This window comes from Buchnera aphidicola (Neophyllaphis podocarpi) (genome assembly GCF_964059055.1).
In the GTDB taxonomy this organism is placed as follows: Bacteria; Pseudomonadota; Gammaproteobacteria; order Enterobacterales; family Enterobacteriaceae; genus Buchnera_M; species Buchnera_M aphidicola_A.
The window spans coordinates 516,199-534,739 of the sequence record NZ_OZ060386.1 but is presented as its reverse complement, the minus strand read 5'-3'; the positions used below and the strand labels follow the sequence as shown (position 1 = coordinate 534,739).

17 protein-coding genes, 1 tRNA gene and 1 pseudogene are annotated in these 18,541 nt (G+C 21.2%); 14 read left to right on the top strand and 5 right to left on the bottom strand.

Annotated elements, in window-relative coordinates; all coding sequences use genetic code 11:
- Positions 1-8: 8 nt before the first annotated feature.
- Positions 9-539, bottom strand: coding sequence for an ATP-dependent protease subunit HslV (gene hslV, locus AB4W60_RS02625; RefSeq protein WP_343188620.1), 531 nt, complete (start codon positions 537-539; stop codon positions 9-11).
- Between the two features lie 44 nt (positions 540-583).
- Complete coding sequence (locus AB4W60_RS02620; protein ID WP_343188619.1) at positions 584-799, bottom strand: hypothetical protein; 216 nt, start codon at positions 797-799, stop codon at positions 584-586.
- Between the two features lie 232 nt (positions 800-1,031).
- On the opposite strand from AB4W60_RS02620, the gene rpmE reads away from it, so the two are divergent.
- Positions 1,032-1,235, top strand: coding sequence for a 50S ribosomal protein L31 (rpmE, locus tag AB4W60_RS02615; RefSeq protein ID WP_367676133.1), 204 nt, complete (start codon positions 1,032-1,034; stop codon positions 1,233-1,235).
- Between the two features lie 377 nt (positions 1,236-1,612).
- On the opposite strand, the gene AB4W60_RS02610 is transcribed toward rpmE, so the two are convergent.
- Both AB4W60_RS02610 and orn read right to left on the bottom strand, forming a co-directional pair.
- Positions 1,613-1,685, bottom strand: a tRNA-Gly gene (locus AB4W60_RS02610).
- 82 nt (positions 1,686-1,767) lie between these two features.
- Positions 1,768-2,307, bottom strand: a complete 540-nt coding sequence (orn, locus tag AB4W60_RS02605) for an oligoribonuclease (RefSeq protein WP_343188617.1) — start codon at positions 2,305-2,307, stop codon at positions 1,768-1,770.
- A gap of 149 nt (positions 2,308-2,456) precedes the next feature.
- On the opposite strand from orn, the gene asd reads away from it, so the two are divergent.
- The 13 genes from asd (at position 2,457) to dut (ending at position 17,874) form a co-directional block, all read left to right on the top strand.
- The gene (gene asd, locus AB4W60_RS02600; RefSeq protein WP_367676132.1) at positions 2,457-3,329 is read left to right on the top strand and encodes an archaetidylserine decarboxylase; all 873 of its coding nucleotides are present in this window, start codon (positions 2,457-2,459) and stop codon (positions 3,327-3,329) included.
- Between the two features lie 56 nt (positions 3,330-3,385).
- The gene (pgi, locus tag AB4W60_RS02595; protein ID WP_367676131.1) at positions 3,386-5,041 is read left to right on the top strand and encodes a glucose-6-phosphate isomerase; all 1,656 of its coding nucleotides are present in this window, start codon (positions 3,386-3,388) and stop codon (positions 5,039-5,041) included.
- A gap of 245 nt (positions 5,042-5,286) precedes the next feature.
- Positions 5,287-7,233: a PTS mannitol transporter subunit IICBA gene (locus AB4W60_RS02590; protein WP_367676130.1), complete on the top strand. Its 1,947-nt coding sequence runs from the start codon at positions 5,287-5,289 to the stop codon at positions 7,231-7,233.
- 40 nt (positions 7,234-7,273) lie between these two features.
- A complete protein-coding gene (locus tag AB4W60_RS02585; RefSeq protein ID WP_367676129.1) occupies positions 7,274-8,479 on the top strand; it encodes a mannitol-1-phosphate 5-dehydrogenase in 1,206 nt (401 codons plus the stop codon).
- Positions 8,480-8,654: 175 nt separating this feature from the next.
- The gene (miaA, locus tag AB4W60_RS02580; protein ID WP_343188612.1) at positions 8,655-9,566 is read left to right on the top strand and encodes a tRNA (adenosine(37)-N6)-dimethylallyltransferase MiaA; all 912 of its coding nucleotides are present in this window, start codon (positions 8,655-8,657) and stop codon (positions 9,564-9,566) included.
- A gap of 105 nt (positions 9,567-9,671) precedes the next feature.
- The gene (gene hflK, locus AB4W60_RS02575) at positions 9,672-10,832 is read left to right on the top strand and encodes an FtsH protease activity modulator HflK (RefSeq protein WP_367676128.1); all 1,161 of its coding nucleotides are present in this window, start codon (positions 9,672-9,674) and stop codon (positions 10,830-10,832) included.
- A gap of 70 nt (positions 10,833-10,902) precedes the next feature.
- Positions 10,903-11,880, top strand: a complete 978-nt coding sequence (gene hflC, locus AB4W60_RS02570) for a protease modulator HflC (RefSeq protein WP_367676127.1) — start codon at positions 10,903-10,905, stop codon at positions 11,878-11,880.
- Positions 11,881-11,915: 35 nt separating this feature from the next.
- Positions 11,916-13,220, top strand: a complete 1,305-nt coding sequence (locus tag AB4W60_RS02565; protein WP_367676126.1) for an adenylosuccinate synthase — start codon at positions 11,916-11,918, stop codon at positions 13,218-13,220.
- Positions 13,221-13,470: 250 nt separating this feature from the next.
- Positions 13,471-15,672 carry a ribonuclease R gene (gene rnr, locus AB4W60_RS02560; protein WP_367676125.1) on the top strand — a complete coding sequence of 734 codons (2,202 nt, stop codon included), beginning with the start codon at positions 13,471-13,473 and terminating at the stop codon, positions 15,670-15,672.
- 166 nt (positions 15,673-15,838) lie between these two features.
- Complete coding sequence (rpsF, locus tag AB4W60_RS02555; protein WP_367676124.1) at positions 15,839-16,213, top strand: 30S ribosomal protein S6; 375 nt, start codon at positions 15,839-15,841, stop codon at positions 16,211-16,213.
- Between the two features lie 86 nt (positions 16,214-16,299).
- The gene (gene rpsR / locus AB4W60_RS02550) at positions 16,300-16,527 is read left to right on the top strand and encodes a 30S ribosomal protein S18 (RefSeq protein WP_343183038.1); all 228 of its coding nucleotides are present in this window, start codon (positions 16,300-16,302) and stop codon (positions 16,525-16,527) included.
- Between the two features lie 51 nt (positions 16,528-16,578).
- Positions 16,579-17,031 carry a 50S ribosomal protein L9 gene (gene rplI, locus AB4W60_RS02545; protein ID WP_367676123.1) on the top strand — a complete coding sequence of 151 codons (453 nt, stop codon included), beginning with the start codon at positions 16,579-16,581 and terminating at the stop codon, positions 17,029-17,031.
- Between the two features lie 384 nt (positions 17,032-17,415).
- Positions 17,416-17,874: a dUTP diphosphatase gene (gene dut / locus AB4W60_RS02540; RefSeq protein ID WP_367676122.1), complete on the top strand. Its 459-nt coding sequence runs from the start codon at positions 17,416-17,418 to the stop codon at positions 17,872-17,874.
- 20 nt (positions 17,875-17,894) lie between these two features.
- Here dut and pyrE read toward each other — a convergent pair.
- Positions 17,895-18,515, bottom strand: a pseudogene (pyrE, locus tag AB4W60_RS02535) (orotate phosphoribosyltransferase); the annotation flags it as partial.
- Positions 18,516-18,541: the final 26 nt, after the last annotated feature.

The window sequence follows — 18,541 nt, the reverse complement described above, 5'->3', positions numbered from 1 at the left end:
TATAATCCTTACTTTTCTGAAGCTAATTCTTTAATGGTAAAATTATTATTTGTATATATACAAATACTTGCTGCTATTTCTAATGATTTTATTACAATGTTTTTAGCATTCATTTTAGTATTTTCTATTAAAGCTTTTGCAGAAGATTGAGCATAAGGACCGCCTGATCCTATTGCTATCAAATCGTTTTCAGGTTGTATTACATCTCCATTTCCTGATATTATCAGTGAAATTTTTTTATCTGCAACAGCTAATAAAGCTTCTAGTCTTCTTAAAATTCTGTCCGTTCTCCAGTCTTTGGCTAATTCAATTGCTGAACGTTGTAATTGCCCTTGATACATACTTAACTTTTTTTCAAAAAGCTCGAATAATGTAAATGCATCTGCTGTACTTCCAGCAAAACCTGCTATTACTTTATCATTACATAAAGATCTAATTTTATTCACACTACTTTTCATTATAGTATTACCTAAAGTAGCTTGTCCATCACCACCAATAACTACTTTTTTATTACGGCGTATACTTAATATTGTTGTCACTGTTTAGCGATCCTTTTATTATTTAAAAGTAACATTTTTATTAATCATTTTTTATTAATTTTATCTATATTTTTATAATAGACATCTATTTTGTTTAGTTCTTCAATATATTTCCATTTGTTTATTGGTTTTGGTGGTATAGTATTATTTAATTTATTTTGTATTTTTTCTTTATTTTTCTTTATTTTTTTATTATATGAAGAATAATACATTATACTTATTAGAATTATAATAACAATTGCTATAATGCAAATATTCATTCTAGATATATAAGATTTAATCTTTTTTTTTATTTTTTATTTTTGATATTTTAATTATATAATCTTTTTGCAACTTTATATTCTCTTTTATTTGGTATAATTAATAATGTTATTAAATACATGTACTTAAATAATATAATGTTATTTTATCATTTATAACATAAATATAATATTATTAACAATTATATATATATTTTTAAAAGAAATTTTTCAATCTCTACGAGGAATTATTATGAGAAAAAATATACATCCTAAATATATTTCAGTAAAAGCTAAATGTTCCTGCGGAAATATTATAAAAATATTTTCTACTATTTCTAGTAATATAAATATAGATGTTTGTTCAAAATGTCATCCATTTTATACTGGAAAACAACGTGTATTAGATAATAAAGGGAGAGTTGAAAAGTTTAATAAAAAATTTAAATTTTTATAAAATTTAAATTTATCAAATTCTAAATTATTATTTTATTTATTATATAAAAATTAATATATAATAGTAAATAATTATATAATTAATATTAAGATCGAGTATTTATCTTTTATTTGAATAGAAAATTCAAATAAAAGATAAATACTCGATCTTAATATTAATTATATTTTTAAATACTGAGCATAAAATTTATTATTTTTTATGTGAATGATTTATTATTTTTTGAATAACATTTTAATTTAAAATATTAATTTTTAAGTTTTTTTCGATATGTTTTTAATTCTTTATTTTTAATATGATATTTTCTAAAATTTTTAAAATTAATTTTTTTAGTTTAAGAATTCAATTTTGTAAAAAGTTTAAATTAATTTATTTAATTGAGCGGGAAACGAGGTTTGAACTCGTGACCTCAACCTTGGCAAGGTTGCGCTCTGCCAACTGAGCTATTCCCGCTAACTTTTTTAAATAAATATATTAATAATTATTATTGTATATAAAAATTAAACTATTTTCAATATAAAATTTTAATTAAAATTCAAATTTTAAAAAAATATTTTTTATAGAATTTTAGTTCTTTTATTGATTCTTTTATATCATTTAATGCTGTATGATTGTTTATTTTATTTAATTTATTGAATACTGACGGTTTCCATCTCATCATTAGTTCTTTTATAGTACTTACATCTATAGATCTGTATTTAAAATATTTTTCTAATTTTGGCATATATTTTATTAAAAATCTTCTATCATTTCCTATACTATTTCCGCACATAGGAGATTTTTGTTTTTTTGTCCATTTTTTTAAAAAAAATATTGTTTTTTTTTCAGCTATTAATTCGTTAAATAAACTATTTTTAACTTTGTTAATTAATCCGCTTTTATTATGATTAATATAATTCCATTTATCCATAATTTTTAATTTTTTTTTATTTTGATATATAGGAATAACTGGACCTTCAGCAATAATATTCAAGTTAATATCAGTAATTAACGTTGCTATTTCAATAATAAAGTGTTTTTTTGGATTTAATCCTGTCATTTCTAAGTCAATCCAAATTAAATTATCTTCATTCATATAGAAATATTTTTATAAATTATTTTAATTATTTATATATTATCATTACTAAATAATATTTTATATTTAAATATTTTTTAGTTTATAATGTTATAATTATTTTTCTCTAATTATAAATATTTTAAATAAATAATTCGTGGAGAGTTAAAGTGTTTAATTTTATTAAATTATTTTTTTTAAACTTAACACAAAAAAGATTTTTTAGTTTTTTATTTGTATGGTTTGCAAATAAAGAATTAGGTTATATTACTAGTTTAAGTATAAGATTTTTTGTTTGGTTTTATAAAATAAATATTTTTGAATCTAAAAATAATAATATATCTAATTATAAAACGTTTAACGATTTTTTTATTCGTTTATTAGATAAAAAATTTAGGCCTGTAGATTTTAATAATAATATATTAACTTTCCCCTCAGATGGTATTATTAATCAAATAGGAAGAATAAATAAAGATCAAATTTTTCAAGCTAAAGATAACTTTTATTCTTTAGAATCTTTATTGGCTGGTAATTCTGAACTATCATACATGTTTTATAAAGGTAGTTTTATTAACATACATCTTTCTCCTGGTGATTGTCATAGAGTATATATGCCTTATCAAGGATTATTAAAAAAAATAATTTATGTTCCTAGTAATTTTGATATTTTTAATAAATTTTCATCAAATAATACTCCTAACTTATTTACTAATAATGAAAGAATTATTTGTGTATTTGAAACTAACTTTGGGTCTATAGTTAATATTTTTATTGGTTCTGCATTTATTAGATCTATTAAAACAATTTGGTTAGATAAGATTACATCTTTTAGTAATAAAACAATTACAACTTGGCATTGGAATGAAAATAAAGAATTTGCAAATTTATTTAAAGGTCAAGAAATAGGTTATTTTAATATAGGCTCTACAATAATTAATTTATTTCCTTCTAATAAAGTTAAATTTTTAGAAAATTTGAAAGTTGGTAGTAGAACTAAATTTGGATCTGCGATGTGTTATTTATTAGATGATAAATATAAATAATTTATCAAGTTTATATTTAGATAAATTATGTATATATTTTTTTTTGGGTAAAACTTATGAAAAATATTAATCCAACATTGACTAATGCATGGAAATCTTTAGAAAATCATTTTAAAGAAATTAAAAATGTTCATCTTTCAGATTTATTTAATTTAGATAAAGATCGTTTTAAAAACTTTTCTAAAATTTTTAATAATCAAATACTATTTGATTATTCAAAAAATAGAGTTACTTATAAAACTATTAATAAATTGTTATCTTTAGCTAAAGAAGTATTTTTAGAAGATGCTATAAAATCTATGTTTATTGGTAAGAAAATAAATGTTACCGAAAATAGATCCGTATTACATATAGCTTTAAGAAATTTGAGTAATAATCCTATTATATTAAATGATAAAAATATAATGCCTGAAGTTTATGAAGTATTAAATAAAATGAAGTTGTTTTCAGAAGATATAATTACTGGTAAATGGAAGGGTTATAGTGGAAAATCCATTACGGATATAGTTAATATTGGAATAGGTGGTTCTGATTTAGGTCCAAATATGGTTATTGATGCTTTAACTCCTTATAAAAATCATTTAAATATTCATTTTATTTCTAATATTGATGGTACAGAGATATGTGAATTGTTTAAAGTTATTAATGCAGAAACTACTTTGTTTTTGATTTCTTCTAAAACATTTACTACGGAAGAAACTATGACAAATGCTTATTCAATTAAAAATTGGTTTTTAAAACATGCTATACATACTAAACATATTAAAAAACACTTTTTAGCTATTTCTACAAATAAAATTGAAGCAATTAATTTTGGTATAGATTCTAAAAATATATTTAAATTTTGGGATTGGGTAGGTGGTCGTTATTCTTTATGGTCTTCTGTTGGTTTTTCTATAGTTTTATCTATAGGATTTCATAATTTTTTAAATTTATTAAGTGGTGCACATGATATGGATAACCATTTTTTAAATACTAAATTAGAAAATAATATTCCTGTTATACTAGCAATGATTGGAATATGGTATAATAATTTTTTTTTAATGGAAACTGAAGCTATTTTTCCTTATGATAAATATATGCATAGACTTCCTTCTTATTTACAACAGTGTAATATGGAATCTAATGGTAAATGTATTGATAGAAATGGAAAAAAAACTTCTTGGCAAACAGGACCAATTGTATGGGGAGCTTCAGGAACAAACGGACAGCATGCATTTTATCAATTACTACATCAAGGAACTAAATTTATTCCATGTGATTTTATTGCACCTGTAATTAGTCATCATAAAATATATGATCATCACATAAAGTTATTATCTAATTTTTTCGCTCAAACAAAAGCATTAGCTTTTGGTACATATAATAAGTTTATTGAAAAACAAAGAATAAAATGTAATAACAATATTAATTCTAGAGAGTATATTTATAAATATTTTGAAGGAAATAGACCGAGTAACTCAATTTTATTAAAAAGAATCACACCTTATACTTTAGGATCTTTATTAGCTATGTATGAGCATAAAATTTTTGTGCAAGGAGTTATACTAAATATTTTTACTTTTGATCAGTGGGGAGTAGAATTAGGTAAAAATATATCTCATCAAATAAGATTAAAGATACAAAGTTGTCGAGACAATAGAATTCAAAGCTATGATTCTTCTACAAATGGTTTAATAAATTTATATTTTAATTGGCGTGAATTTTTTTAAATTAATCTATTTATTTATATAGATACTAAAATAAGTTTTATAAAGAATAAGATTTTATCTATTTTTAATATTTTCTTGGAATAATTTTTCATAAAAATATTTGTTTTTGACTTTTAGTTTTTTCTATTTTTAATTTTAAAAAATAATTTCAAAATTCTTATTTTTATTATTTAGAAATTTATTTTAAATTGTATAAAACAATATTATTTGTATAATTATAGAAATATTATAGGATTAAGTTAAATATGTTTACTAATACTAAAAAATCATTTTTTAATTTATCTTTTTTGAAAACTAATATACAAAAATTAGGCAAATTTTTAAGTAATATGATTATGCCTAATATTAGTATCTTTATTGCTTTAGGTTTAATAAATTCATTATTCATGCCTTATGGCTGGATACCAAATAAATATCTGTCAGAATTAATATTTCCTATTTCTTCTTATTTACTACCTATATTAATTGGTTATACAGGAGGACGCTTAATCGGAGGAGATCGTGGTGGTATACCTGGAGCTATATCTACTATAGGTATTATTAGTAATAGTTCTATACATGCTTTGTTAGGAGTTATGATTTCTGGTCCATTAGCTGGATTTTTAATTTATTTACTTGATAAGAAAATACAAAAGAGAATAAAAAGTGGTTTTGAAATGCTAGTTAATAATTTTTCATCTGCTATTATTAGTATTTTATCTCTAATTTTATCTTTTTTCATTATAGGTCCTTTTGTAAATTATTTTTCTTCATATTTATTTTATTTCATTAGTTTTATTATAAAAAATAATTTACTACCTTTTTCAGCAATTTTTATAGAACCAGCAAAAATTTTTTTTCTAAATAATATGATTAATCATGGAATTTTTTCTCCTTTAGGTTTTCAAGAGGTTCAAGAAAAAGGAAAATCTTTGTTTTTTCTTTTAGAATCTAATCCTGGTCCAGGTCTTGGTGTATTAATTTCATGGTTATTATTTGGTTATCATTCTAATAAAAAGATAATTTATAGTTCTACTATTATTCATTTTTTTGGTGGCATACATGAAATTTATTTTCCTTATGTTTTAAAAATTCCAAGATTGATTATTGCTTTGATTTTAGGTAGTATGACTGGTATATTTTTTTTATCATTTTTTCATGGAGGATTGATTTCTTCAGCATCCCCTGGTTCTATTTTATCAATAATAGCTATGACTCCAAAAGATTATTATTATTCTAATTTAATGTCTGTTTTTTTTTCTTTTTTTGTTTCTTTTGTTTGTTCATCTTTTTTATTAAAAACTATTAAGCAAAAAGATATCAAAGGATATGGTAGTTCTTTAAACTTAAACACTGATTTAAACAAAAATTTAAACTTATTAAAATCAATTGATAATATTTCTTACTCCTTAAATAAAGATAAAATAATTAAAATATTTGTTGCTTGTGATGCTGGTATGGGTTCTAGTATTATGGGTGCTGCTATTTTAAATAAAAAAGTTAAACTTTCCAAATTACCTTTATTTGTTTCAGTAAATTATTCAGCTATTGATGTTTTACCTAAAAATGCTGATATTGTTATTACTCACATTAAACTGACTGATAAAGCTAAATCTTGTGTTCCTACAGCTATGCATTTTTCGTTAAATAATTTTTTAGATTATCATTTTTATGATGATTTAATTAAATATTTGCAAAAAGTTACAAACAAATCTAATTCAGATACTATTTCAAATACTGAATTGAATTCTAAAATGAAAAATAATGTAAATAATCAAAAATTATTTAAATTAACTAAAAAAAATATTTTTCTTAATCAATATGCTTATAATAAAGAAGAGGCTATAAATTTTGTTGGTTCAAAATTATTTGAACAGGGATATGTCAAATTTGAATATATAAAATCTATGTTAGAAAGAGAAAAACTTGCACCAACTTGGTTAGGTGAATCTATAGCTTTGCCTCATGGTACTATTAGTGCTAAAGATAAGGTATTAAATACTGGAATAATTTTTTGTCAGTTTCCTAAAGGAGTTCAATTTGGAGAAAATATTGATGATATTGCACATTTAGTTATTGGTATTGCCGCACGTAATAATGAACATGTTATGGTTGTTAGTAGTCTTACTAATGCATTAGATGACGAAAATATTATTAAAGAGTTATCTAATACTAAAGATTATAATAGAGTGCTAGAAATTTTATCTTTGTAATAGTATTATTTTGTTTTTTATTTATATAAAGAGGTGTTTCTTGTCTAAAATACAAAAATTAAAAGCTTTACACTTTGGAGCCGGCAATATTGGATTAGGTTTTATAGGTCAATTATTAATTAAATCTAATTTTGTTGTATATTTTGCAGATATAGATGAAAATATATTAAAAATTTTAAGTTTAGAAAAAAAATATCTAGTTAATGAATTAGGTAAGAGATTAATTACAAAAGAAATTAGAGGAATAAATGTTGTTCATAGTAATGATATAAAAGTTATATCATTAATAGGTGAGGTAGATTTGATTACCACTTCTGTTGGAGTTAATGTCTTAAAGGATATATCCTTAATAATTGCAAAAGGTTTAATTTTAAGAAGTAATAAAAAAAATTTTCATCCTTTAAATATTATTTCATGTGAAAATTTAATATATGCGACTAATTACTTATACCAACAAATAATTAAATATATACCCACAAAATTACATAATTTTATACATGATTATATAGGTTTTATCAATTCTTCTGTTGATAGAATTGTTCCTTTAAAAACAACTAAAGAAGATAAAAAATTGTCAGTAAATGTTGAGTCATTTTATGAATGGGTTGTTGATAAAAATCAATTTAAAGGATTAATACCCAATATACATGGTGTAAAATTTAAAAATAATTTAATTTATTATATTGAAAGAAAAATATTTACTTTAAACACAGGTCATGCAATTACTGCTTATTTAGGAAATGTTTATGGTTATCAAAAAATTATAGAAGCTATTTCAGATGATAGGATATATAAAATAGTTTTAGGAGCAATGCAAGAAACTGGAGAATTTTTAATTAAAAAATATAATTTAAAACCTGAATCTCATTATTTGTATATCAATAAAACTATTAGTCGTTTTAAAAATATATATATAAATGATAGTATAGTACGTGTTGCTAGAAATCCAATTCAAAAATTAAAGTTTAATGAAAGGTTTATTAGACCTTTGTTAGGAACTTTAAAATATAATTTATCTAATTCTAATTTATTAATAGGTATAGCATCGGTTTTGCATTATAGACATCCAAAAGATATAGAATCTAACAGATTACATAACTTTATTCAAAAAGAAGGTATATACAAAACCTTAGTAAATTTTTGTGGATTAGATAATAATCACAAAAAAATACTATTTTGTATATTAAATTCATATTTTGATTTAAGTAAATATTATCTTAAAAAGATTAAACTTCTTTCAAATTAAATGAAATAAAATATTTTTTAAATATAAATCTATTTTTAAAATTTTTTATGAATCTATTCTTTAATAGAGATAAATTTTTATATTATTAAATAATTAATAATATAAATTTTTTTAAAATATGTGTATTAAATATATAAAATATAAAAATTATTATAATAATACTGTAATTTTTCTAATGGGGCCTACAGCTTCCGGAAAAACTAAATTAGCTATAGAAATTAAAAAATACTTTCCTATAGAATTGATTAGTGTTGATTCTGCTTTAATCTATCGAGATATGAATATTGGCACATCCAAACCATCTTTTAATCAATTATTAAATCATCCCCATCATCTAATTAATATTAAAGATCCTTCTGAATCTTATTCAGTAATAAATTTTTATTATGATGCAATTGATAGTATAAATAAAGTTATAAATAAAGGCAAAATACCATTGTTAGTGGGGGGTACAATGTTATATTACAAGATACTTTTAAATGGTTTTAGTAATTTGCCAATTAGTAATAGAATAGTGAGAGATAATATTTACAATTATGCTAGTAAATTTGGTAGTAAAAAATTATATAATATTTTAAATAAAATTGATCCTATTTATTCTAATAAAATTCATTCTAATGATTTATCAAGAGTTATCAGAGCTTTAGAAATTTTTTTTATTTCAGGTAAAAAAGTTAGTGAATTACATAAATATAATTATAAATTTTTTCCATATAAAATATTACAAGTAGCAATTATACCTGATGATAGAAATAAACTACATAAAATTATAAAAACTCGTTTTGAGAAAATGTTAACAGATGGTTTTGAAAATGAAGTAAGATCATTATTCTTAAGAGGGGATCTTAATTCAAATTTACCATCTATTAAATGTGTAGGATATCGTCAAATGTGGAATTATATTGCAAAAAAAATTAGTTATGATGAAATGATATATAGATCAATTTGTTCTACAAGACAATTAGCTAAACGTCAAATAACTTGGTTAAGAAAGTGGAAAAATTTAAAAGTTATAAAAAATAATCAAGTTGATATATTTAAAGATATTATATTTAAGTTTTTAACGCATTGTAATAGGATAAAATAATATAAATAGACTTAATAATAAAATAATTAGATTAATTATTAAAAAAGAAAATTTCTAAACTTATTATCTATTCTATACTACTATAAATAGTTGGGGTATTAAAATATGATTTATGTTAAATCTAATATTAATAAACACTATTTTAATAATTTGGAAAAAAAAATTAATATATATAAAAATAGTTTAAATGACAATGTATGCAAAAAAAAATATTTTACTAAGAATAAATTAAATTTTTTAAAAAATATTTTTGGATTTTTTTATAAAAATAATTTTAATAATGATAATTTATCACGAACAAGATTTAAAAAAACTTTTTATTTTATTTTAATAGTTTGCATAATTTCCTGGATATTAAGTGGTTTTTATACAATAAAAGAAACAGATAGAGGTGTTGTTACTAGTTTTGGTAAATTTAGTAATATAGTTATGCCTGGTTTGAATTGGAAACCTACCTTTATAAATAATGTTAAAACAGTTAATGTTGAAACAGTAAGAGAATTATCAGCATCTGGTATAATGTTAACTTCTGATGAAAATGTTGTTAAAGTTGAAATGAATGTGCAATATAAAATAACAAATCCTGAATTTTATCTTTTTAATGTAAATAATCCAGATGAAAGTTTGCGTCAAGCTACAGATAGTGCTCTTAGAGGCGTTATAGGTAAATCCTCTATGGATAGAGTTTTGACTGAAGGAAGAACAATAATTAGAGGCGATACTCAAAATGAAATAGAAAAAACTATAAAACCTTATAAAATGGGTATAACTTTACTAGATGTTAATTTTCAAACAGCTAGACCTCCAGAAGAAGTTAAAGATTCTTTTGATGATGCTATAGCTGCTAGAGAAAATAGAGAACAATATATAAGAGAAGCTGAAGCTTATTCTAACGAAGTTCAACCTAGAGCTAATGGACAAGCTCAAAGAATAATTGAAGAATCTAAAGCTTATAGATCGAGAATAGTGTTAGAAGCTAAAGGTGAAATTTCTAGATTCTTAAAAATTTTACCTGAATATAAATCTTCTAAAAGGGTTACAAAAGAAAGACTGTATATAGAGTCAATGGAAAGAATATTGAGTCGTTCTAATAAAATTTTTATTAATTCTAATAAAAATAATTTATTATTATTGCCATTTAGTTTTTTTAAAAACAATCTTAATTATGAAAATAATAAAAATGAATTTATAAAAAATATTGATAAACCTGAGAGTAAAACTCAAAATTATAATAATAATTTAGAAAAATACTTAGATAATAAATAATTATACAAGTTTTTGTTATCAAATTGATGTATTTAATTTTTAATACTATAAAAAGGAATAAAACTTTAACATGATTAAGCGATTTATTTTGTTATTTATCTTTGTTTTTTTTGTTTTTTTTTCTTCTTTTTTTATTATAGAAGAAGGTCAAAAAGGTATTATTTTACGTTTTGGAAAAGTACTAAAAGATTATAACGATAGATCTGTTGTGTATAATCCAGGTTTAAATTTTAAATTTCCATTTATTGATTCTGTCAAAGTATTAAACTCTCGTATAAATACAATGGAAAATCAAGCTGATAGATTTGTTACAAAAGAAAAAAAAGATTTGATTGTTGATTCTTATGTTAAATGGAAAATAAGTGATTTTAATAAATATTATTTAGCAACAGGAGGGGGAGATATTGATAAAGCAGAAATATTATTAAAAAGAAAATTTAGCGACAGACTTCGTTCTGAAATGGGTAAATTAAATGTTAAAGAAATAGTTACTGATTCTAGAGGAAGATTAACTGTAGATGTAAAAGATTCATTAAATGATGGTAGTATTAATTCTGAAATTGATAATAATATTAATTTACATGATGAAATAAATTATATATATAGAGATAGAAAACATGTATCAATTAATCAAAATAGTATGAATGCTTTAGGTATTGAAGTAGTTGATGTAAGAATTAAACAAATAAATTTACCTATAGAAGTCTCAGATGCTATTTATAATCGTATGAGAGCAGAAAGAGAAGCTGTTGCTCGTAGTCAGCGTTCCAAAGGCCAAGAAGAAGCTGAAAAAATTCGTGCTATAGCTGATTATAAAGTTACAAGAACTTTAGCAGAGGCAAATAGTAAATCTTTAATTATTAGAGGTATAGCAGATGCAGAAGTTTATAGATTATTTTCAGATAGTTTTAAAAAGGATGTAGATTTTTATATTTTTATTCGTAGTTTAAAAGCATATGAAAATAGTTTTATTAATGGACAAGATTTTATGTTACTGAGTCCTGAAAATAGTTTTTTGCGTTATATGAAAAATTTAAATGGTAATTAATTTTTATATTTATATATTTTATAGGTTACATAAAAATGAACAATAATATTGTTATATTAGGTATGCAATGGGGAGATGAAGGTAAAGGTAAAATTGTAGATTTACTGACATCTCATGTGAATTATGTAGTTCGTTATCAAGGAGGCCATAATGCTGGTCATACTCTTGTAGTAAATGGAAAAAAAACTATATTACATTTAATTCCTTCGGGTATATTACATCCTGATATTATAGGAATAATTGGTAATGGTGTCGTTGTATCTATTCCAAATTTAATTAAAGAAATTTCTATTTTAAAGAATATAAATGTTTCATTAGAAAATCGTTTGATTATATCATCTGCTTGTTCATTAGTATTAGATTATCATATAAAACTTGATTTAGTTCGTGAAAAATTTTTAGGCTCTAACTCTATAGGTACTACAGGACGTGGAATTGGTCCTGCTTATGAAGATAAAATATCTCGTAGATCATTAAGAATAGGTGATTTATTATATGATCAAGAATTTTTTATTTTTAATTTAAAAAATAATGTAGATTATTATAATCATTTAATATCTTTTTATGATAAAAGTATATATATAGATTTTGATTTAATTAAAATGGAAATGATTAGTTATAAAGATTATGTTATTGATTTAGTTAAAGATACAACACAAATATTATATGAATCTAATAATAAAAAACAAAAAATCATATTTGAAGGTGCTCAAGGTACATTTTTAGATATTGATCATGGTACTTATCCTTATGTTACTTCTTCAAATACTACTTCAGCTAGTGCTTGTGTTGGTTCAGGTTTTGGTATAAAAAATATTGATTATATTTTAGGTGTTTCTAAACTTTATTCTACTAGAGTTGGTAATGGTCCATTCATAACAGAAATTTTTGATGAAACTAGTGATATATTATGTAGTAAAGGAAACGAATTTGGTTCAACTACTGGAAGAAAAAGAAGAATAGGTTGGTTAGATTTAGTAATGTTACGTAAAGCAATAATTATTAATTCTTTGTCTGGGCTTTGTTTTACCAAATTAGATGTATTAGATGGTTTAAAATATATAAAAATATGTATTTTTTATGAAAAAATATCAGATGGAACTAGATTATCTGTTATTCCAACTGGATACATAAATTACAATAATATACGTCCTGTATATAAAATATTACCAGGTTGGAATGAAGATACTTCAGGTATAAAACTATTTTCATCATTACCTTCAAATGCTAAATCTTATTTAAATTATATTAAAAAATTATTAAATATTTCTATTGATATAATTTCTACCGGTCCTGATAGAGACCATGTAATAATTTTAAATGAATTATTTTCCTCTTAAAAAATCATATAAATGAAATTAAACTTATATTTTTATTACTATGATATTTATTTTAAATAGTTATTTTAATTTTTATATATTTAATGTTAATTTTTAATAATGTAATATATATTGTTAATATTTTTAAAAATTTAATATTTTATTTAAAATTTTTTTATTTGGTATTTAATTTTTTTAGCTATATTTTTATATAAAGTTAAAAATAAAATAATATTTTATATTTTTAGAAATAGAATGTGGAAATAAAAATATGATACAAGATCCTTTTTATAAAAGAGAATCTAAAAAATATACTAATCCAGTACCTAGTAGAGAGTTTATTTTATCTTTCTTTAGTAAAAATAAAAAATTTATTAATAAAAAAGAACTATTAATCAATTTAGGTATAAAAGGATTAAAACAAAACAAAATTATAAAAAAACGTTTAAAAGCTATGGAGCGTGATTGTCAAATAATTTCTTTTAAAAAAAAATATTATACTTTACCTGAGAATATTACTTTAATTAAAGGTATAGTAATAGGTCATAGAGATGGATATGGATTTTTAAAAAGTATTACTTTAAAAAATGATTTATGGATTTCTTCTCGTCAAATGAGACTTTGTATTCATGGAGATGTTGTACTTGCTAAAATTCATCAAACTAAAAAAACTCAAAAACAGGAAGCTAGAATATTAAAAGTATTAAATTTAAAAAATAGAAAAATAGTTGGTAAATTTTTTTATAATGATAAAAATCATAATTTTGTTGTTCCAAATGACAATAGATTTAATTTTAAAATTTTAATATTTGATGGATTTAATTTAGATAAATTAAATGAATCTGTTGTTGTTGTAGAATTAATCAAACGTCCTAATAATTTTTCTAGTAAAGCTGTAGGTAAAATTGTTGAAATACTTGGAAAAAAAATTACTACTAATTTAGCTCTCAAAATTGCTTTACGTACTTATGAAGTTCCTCATAAATGGTCTAAAAAAATTAAAAATAAAATTTCTAAAATTAAAGAATCTATATCTCAAAATATTTTAAAAAACAGAGTTGATTTAAGAAATTTACCTTTTATTACAATAGATAATGATGATGCTCATGATTTTGATGATGCTATTTTTTGTAAAGAAATATCAGGAATAGGTTGGAATCTTTGGGTAGCTGTATCTGATGTAAGTTATTATGTAAAACCTGGAACTTTATTAGATATCGAGGCTAAAAAAAGAGGTACTTCAATCTACTTTCCTTTTCAAGTTATACCTATGCTTCCAGAAAAACTTTCAAATGATATTTGTTCTCTAAAACCTAATCTTGAAAGATTATGTTTGATTTGTGAGATTAAATTATCAAGTTCAGGAGAAATTATTAATTACAAACATTATGAAGCTGTAATTGTTTCTCATGGACGTTTGACATATGAAGAAGTTTATAATATATGGAGAGGTAATAAAAAAATAATTAATAAATATAAAAAAAATATTATTGATTTTGTAAATAAATTATCATTTTTTTATTCTGTTCTAGAAATTTCTCAAAAAAATAGAGGAAGTATTAATTTTGAAAATCCAGAACCAAAATTTATTTTAGATGAACAAAATAATATTAAATATATTTATCGTGCTAAAAGAAATAATTCTCATCGTTTGATTGAATATTGTATGATATTAGCAAATATTTCCTCAGCTGACCTTGTTTTAAAATATTCTGAACCTTCCTTGTTTAGAGATCATGATAAACCAAATACTAATAATGTAATTAATTTTCGTTATTTATTAAAAAAATTTGGTTTAACTCTTAAAGGAGGTAAGAATCCTAGTTCTTTGAATTATTCTTTATTATTAAATAATTTAAAAAAACATTCACATAAAGAAATAATTCAGATTAATCTTTTAAGATCTATGAAACAAGCTATTTATGATTCAGAGAACAGAGGTCATTTTGGATTATCTTTGTCTCATTATGCTCACTTTACATCTCCTATTAGAAGATATCCAGATCTTTTATTGCATCGTTCTATAAAATACTTAATTAAAAAGAAAAAATTATTTCATTATAAGTTTAATAATTTAAGTTCTGGTGGTTATCATTATAGTATAACAGATATGAAAAAGTTAGGTGTTTTATGTTCTATGACAGAAAGACGTGCAGATGAAGTAACTAAAAATGTTATTGATTGGTTAAAATGTAATTTTATGAAATCTAAGATTGGCAAGATATTTAATGCTGTTATTTTTAATATTACTTCTTTAGGTATTTTTGTTAAATTAAATAATTTATTTATTGACTCTTTTATTTGTATTAATTCTATTAATAATAAGATTTTTTATTTAGATATTTTAAATCAACAATTAATCCATCAATTTTCTAAAAAAGTTTTTTATTTAGGAGATACAATAAAAGTTAAAATTACTGATGTAAATTTATATGAGCATAAAATAAATTGTTCTTTTGTTTATTTTAATTAATTTTTATATGTAGTATAATAATCTATCATTAATTAAATTTTTTAAAATAAAATTATATTATAAAATTTAATTAAATTTAAAAAATAAATTTTATATTGTAAAAAGTTATTTATTATTCAAACAATTCAATATAAAATATTTTATAAATTTATATAAGGATACTTTCATGAGGCATTATGAAATTATATTGATAATTCATCCTGATCAAAGCGAAGAAATTACAAGTATAGTTCAAAATTATAAAAAAATTATAAAAGATAATAATGGTATATTGCATCGTTTAGAAGATTGGGGTAGACGTCAATTATCTTATACTATAAATAAATTGCATAAAGCGCACTATATTTTAATGAATTTAGAGGTAGATTTAAATACAATAAAAAAATTAGAAGATAATTTTAGATTTAACAAATATATTATTAGAAATTTAATTATAAAAGTAAAAAAAGCATATACAGAAATTTCTCCTATTGCAAAATTAAAAGATGATAATTTTGATAAAAAAGATATCATTCAAAATAAATCTTTTGTTAGTTTATAAAAATTTATCTTTTAGAATTATAAAATTTTAAATAAAATTTAATGTAAAATTAGTTTTTTATTTCGAATTTTTAATAAGGAAAAAAAATGGCACGTTACTTTCGTCGTAGAAAATTTTGTCGTTTTACAGCTGAAGGAATTACAGAAATAGATTATAAAGATATAGTTATGTTGAAAAATTATATAACAGAAAGTGGTAAAATAGTTCCTAGTCGCATTACTGGTACAAAAGCTAAATATCAACGTCAATTATCTAAAGCTATTAAAACAGCTAGATTTTTATCTTTATTACCTTATACTGATAAACATAATTGATTATTCAATTTATTATTTTAATTTATTTTAAAATTTTAAGGATTTTATATAATGCAAATAATTTTATTAGAAAAAATTTCAAATTTAGGTAATAAGGGAGATATTGTTAAAGTATTACCTGGATATGCTAATAATTTTTTAATTCCAAGTAAAAAAGCTGTATTAGCTACTAAAAAAAATATTACATATTTTGAAAATAAAAAATTAGAGATAAAAAAACAAATAGATCAAAAAATTATTTCTTCTAAAAATAAAGTTGATCAAATTAAATCTATAGGGATGATAAATATTGCTTCTAAATCTAGTATAGATGGAAAATTTTTTGGTTCTATAGGTGTAAGAGACATAATTAATACTTTACAATCTTTAGGTATTATAGTTCATAAAAGTGAAATTAATTTATTGTCAAATACAATACGAAGTGTTGGAAAGTATGAGGTAGTTTTTAGTCCTTATAAAAATATTTCTACTACATTTATTGTAAATGCTATATCTAAGAAATAATTTTTTTTAAGTTCTTATATAAAATTTAATAGATTTATTTGATTGAATTTACGTTTTTTATTTAATTAAGATATCAATAATTAAAAATTTTTAAAATAAAATATATATTTTTACTACTGTTTAAAATTTTTATTTAAATAAATATTTATTCTTTTAAACATAATTATGTAAAATTTTTAGTATTTTTTAATTTATATTGTTTTTAATAAAATTATTATATAATCATCATGTTATATTTTTAAATATGATGATTTTAAATAAAAAATAATATACACAAATTTATTATTTTAAATTTAATACAATTAATAAAATAAGATTTTTAATAATTATATTATTGAATTGTAAAAATTTAAAATATTTTAATTTTTTATTAATGGTTTTTTTATGAAAAAAAAAATAAATATTAAAATTATAGATAAACGTATAGGCAATATATTTCCTTTACCTTCTTATAAGACTATTGGATCTTCTGGTTTAGATTTATTATCTTGTAATGATCATATAATAAATTTAAAACCTAATAAATCTGTTTTGTTGTCTTCTGGTATAGCAATATCTATTGAAGATCCTTTGATTACTGCTTTAATTTTACCTAGATCAGGATTAGGTCATATCCATGGAATTATATTAGGTAATTCTATTGGTTTAATTGATTCTGATTATCAAGGATCTTTAATGATTTCTTTATGGAATCGTAGTAATAAATCATTTACCATTCATCCAGGGAATCGTATTGCTCAAATAGTATTTATACCTATATTAAAAGTGGAATTAAATGTAGTTAGTGAATTTACTAAAATTAGTACAAGAGGAAAAAAAGGATTTGGACATACCGGAATATGAATATTTGTGTTTATTATTTTTTATAAACTATATTTAATATAGTATTTACACATTTTTTCTAAGTTTCTAAATAGTTTCTTATTTTTTTCCTTAGATATGTAAGATATAATGTCTTGTATTGTAATAATTGATATTAGATTACATGCATATTTTGTTTTTATGTATTGTGATATATTTTCTTCTCCATGAAATTTTTCTTGTCTATCTAATGCAACTATAATTCCTTTTACTTGTGCTTTTTTCTCTTTTATAATTTTTTCTAAATTTTTAACAGATGTTCCTGCTGTTATTACATCATCTATTATTATAATTTTTTTTTCTTTAATATTACTTCCTATTAATTCTCCTTTATCTCCATATTGTTTTTGTTCTTTTCTGTTAAAACAATAAGGAATTTCTAAATTATAATATTTTGATAAAGCTATTGCTGTTGCTGTAACTATAGGAATACCTTTATAAGCTGTTCCAAATATTACATCAAACTTAATTTTTGATTCTACTATTATTTTTGCGTATATTTTACCTAAAATATGTAGTTCTTTACCTGTATTTAAAATTCCAGAGTTAAAAAAATATGGACTATTTCTTCCTGATTTTAATTTAAATTTTCCAAATTGTAATACTTTTTTTTTATTATTAAATTAATAAATTTGTTTTTAATATATAT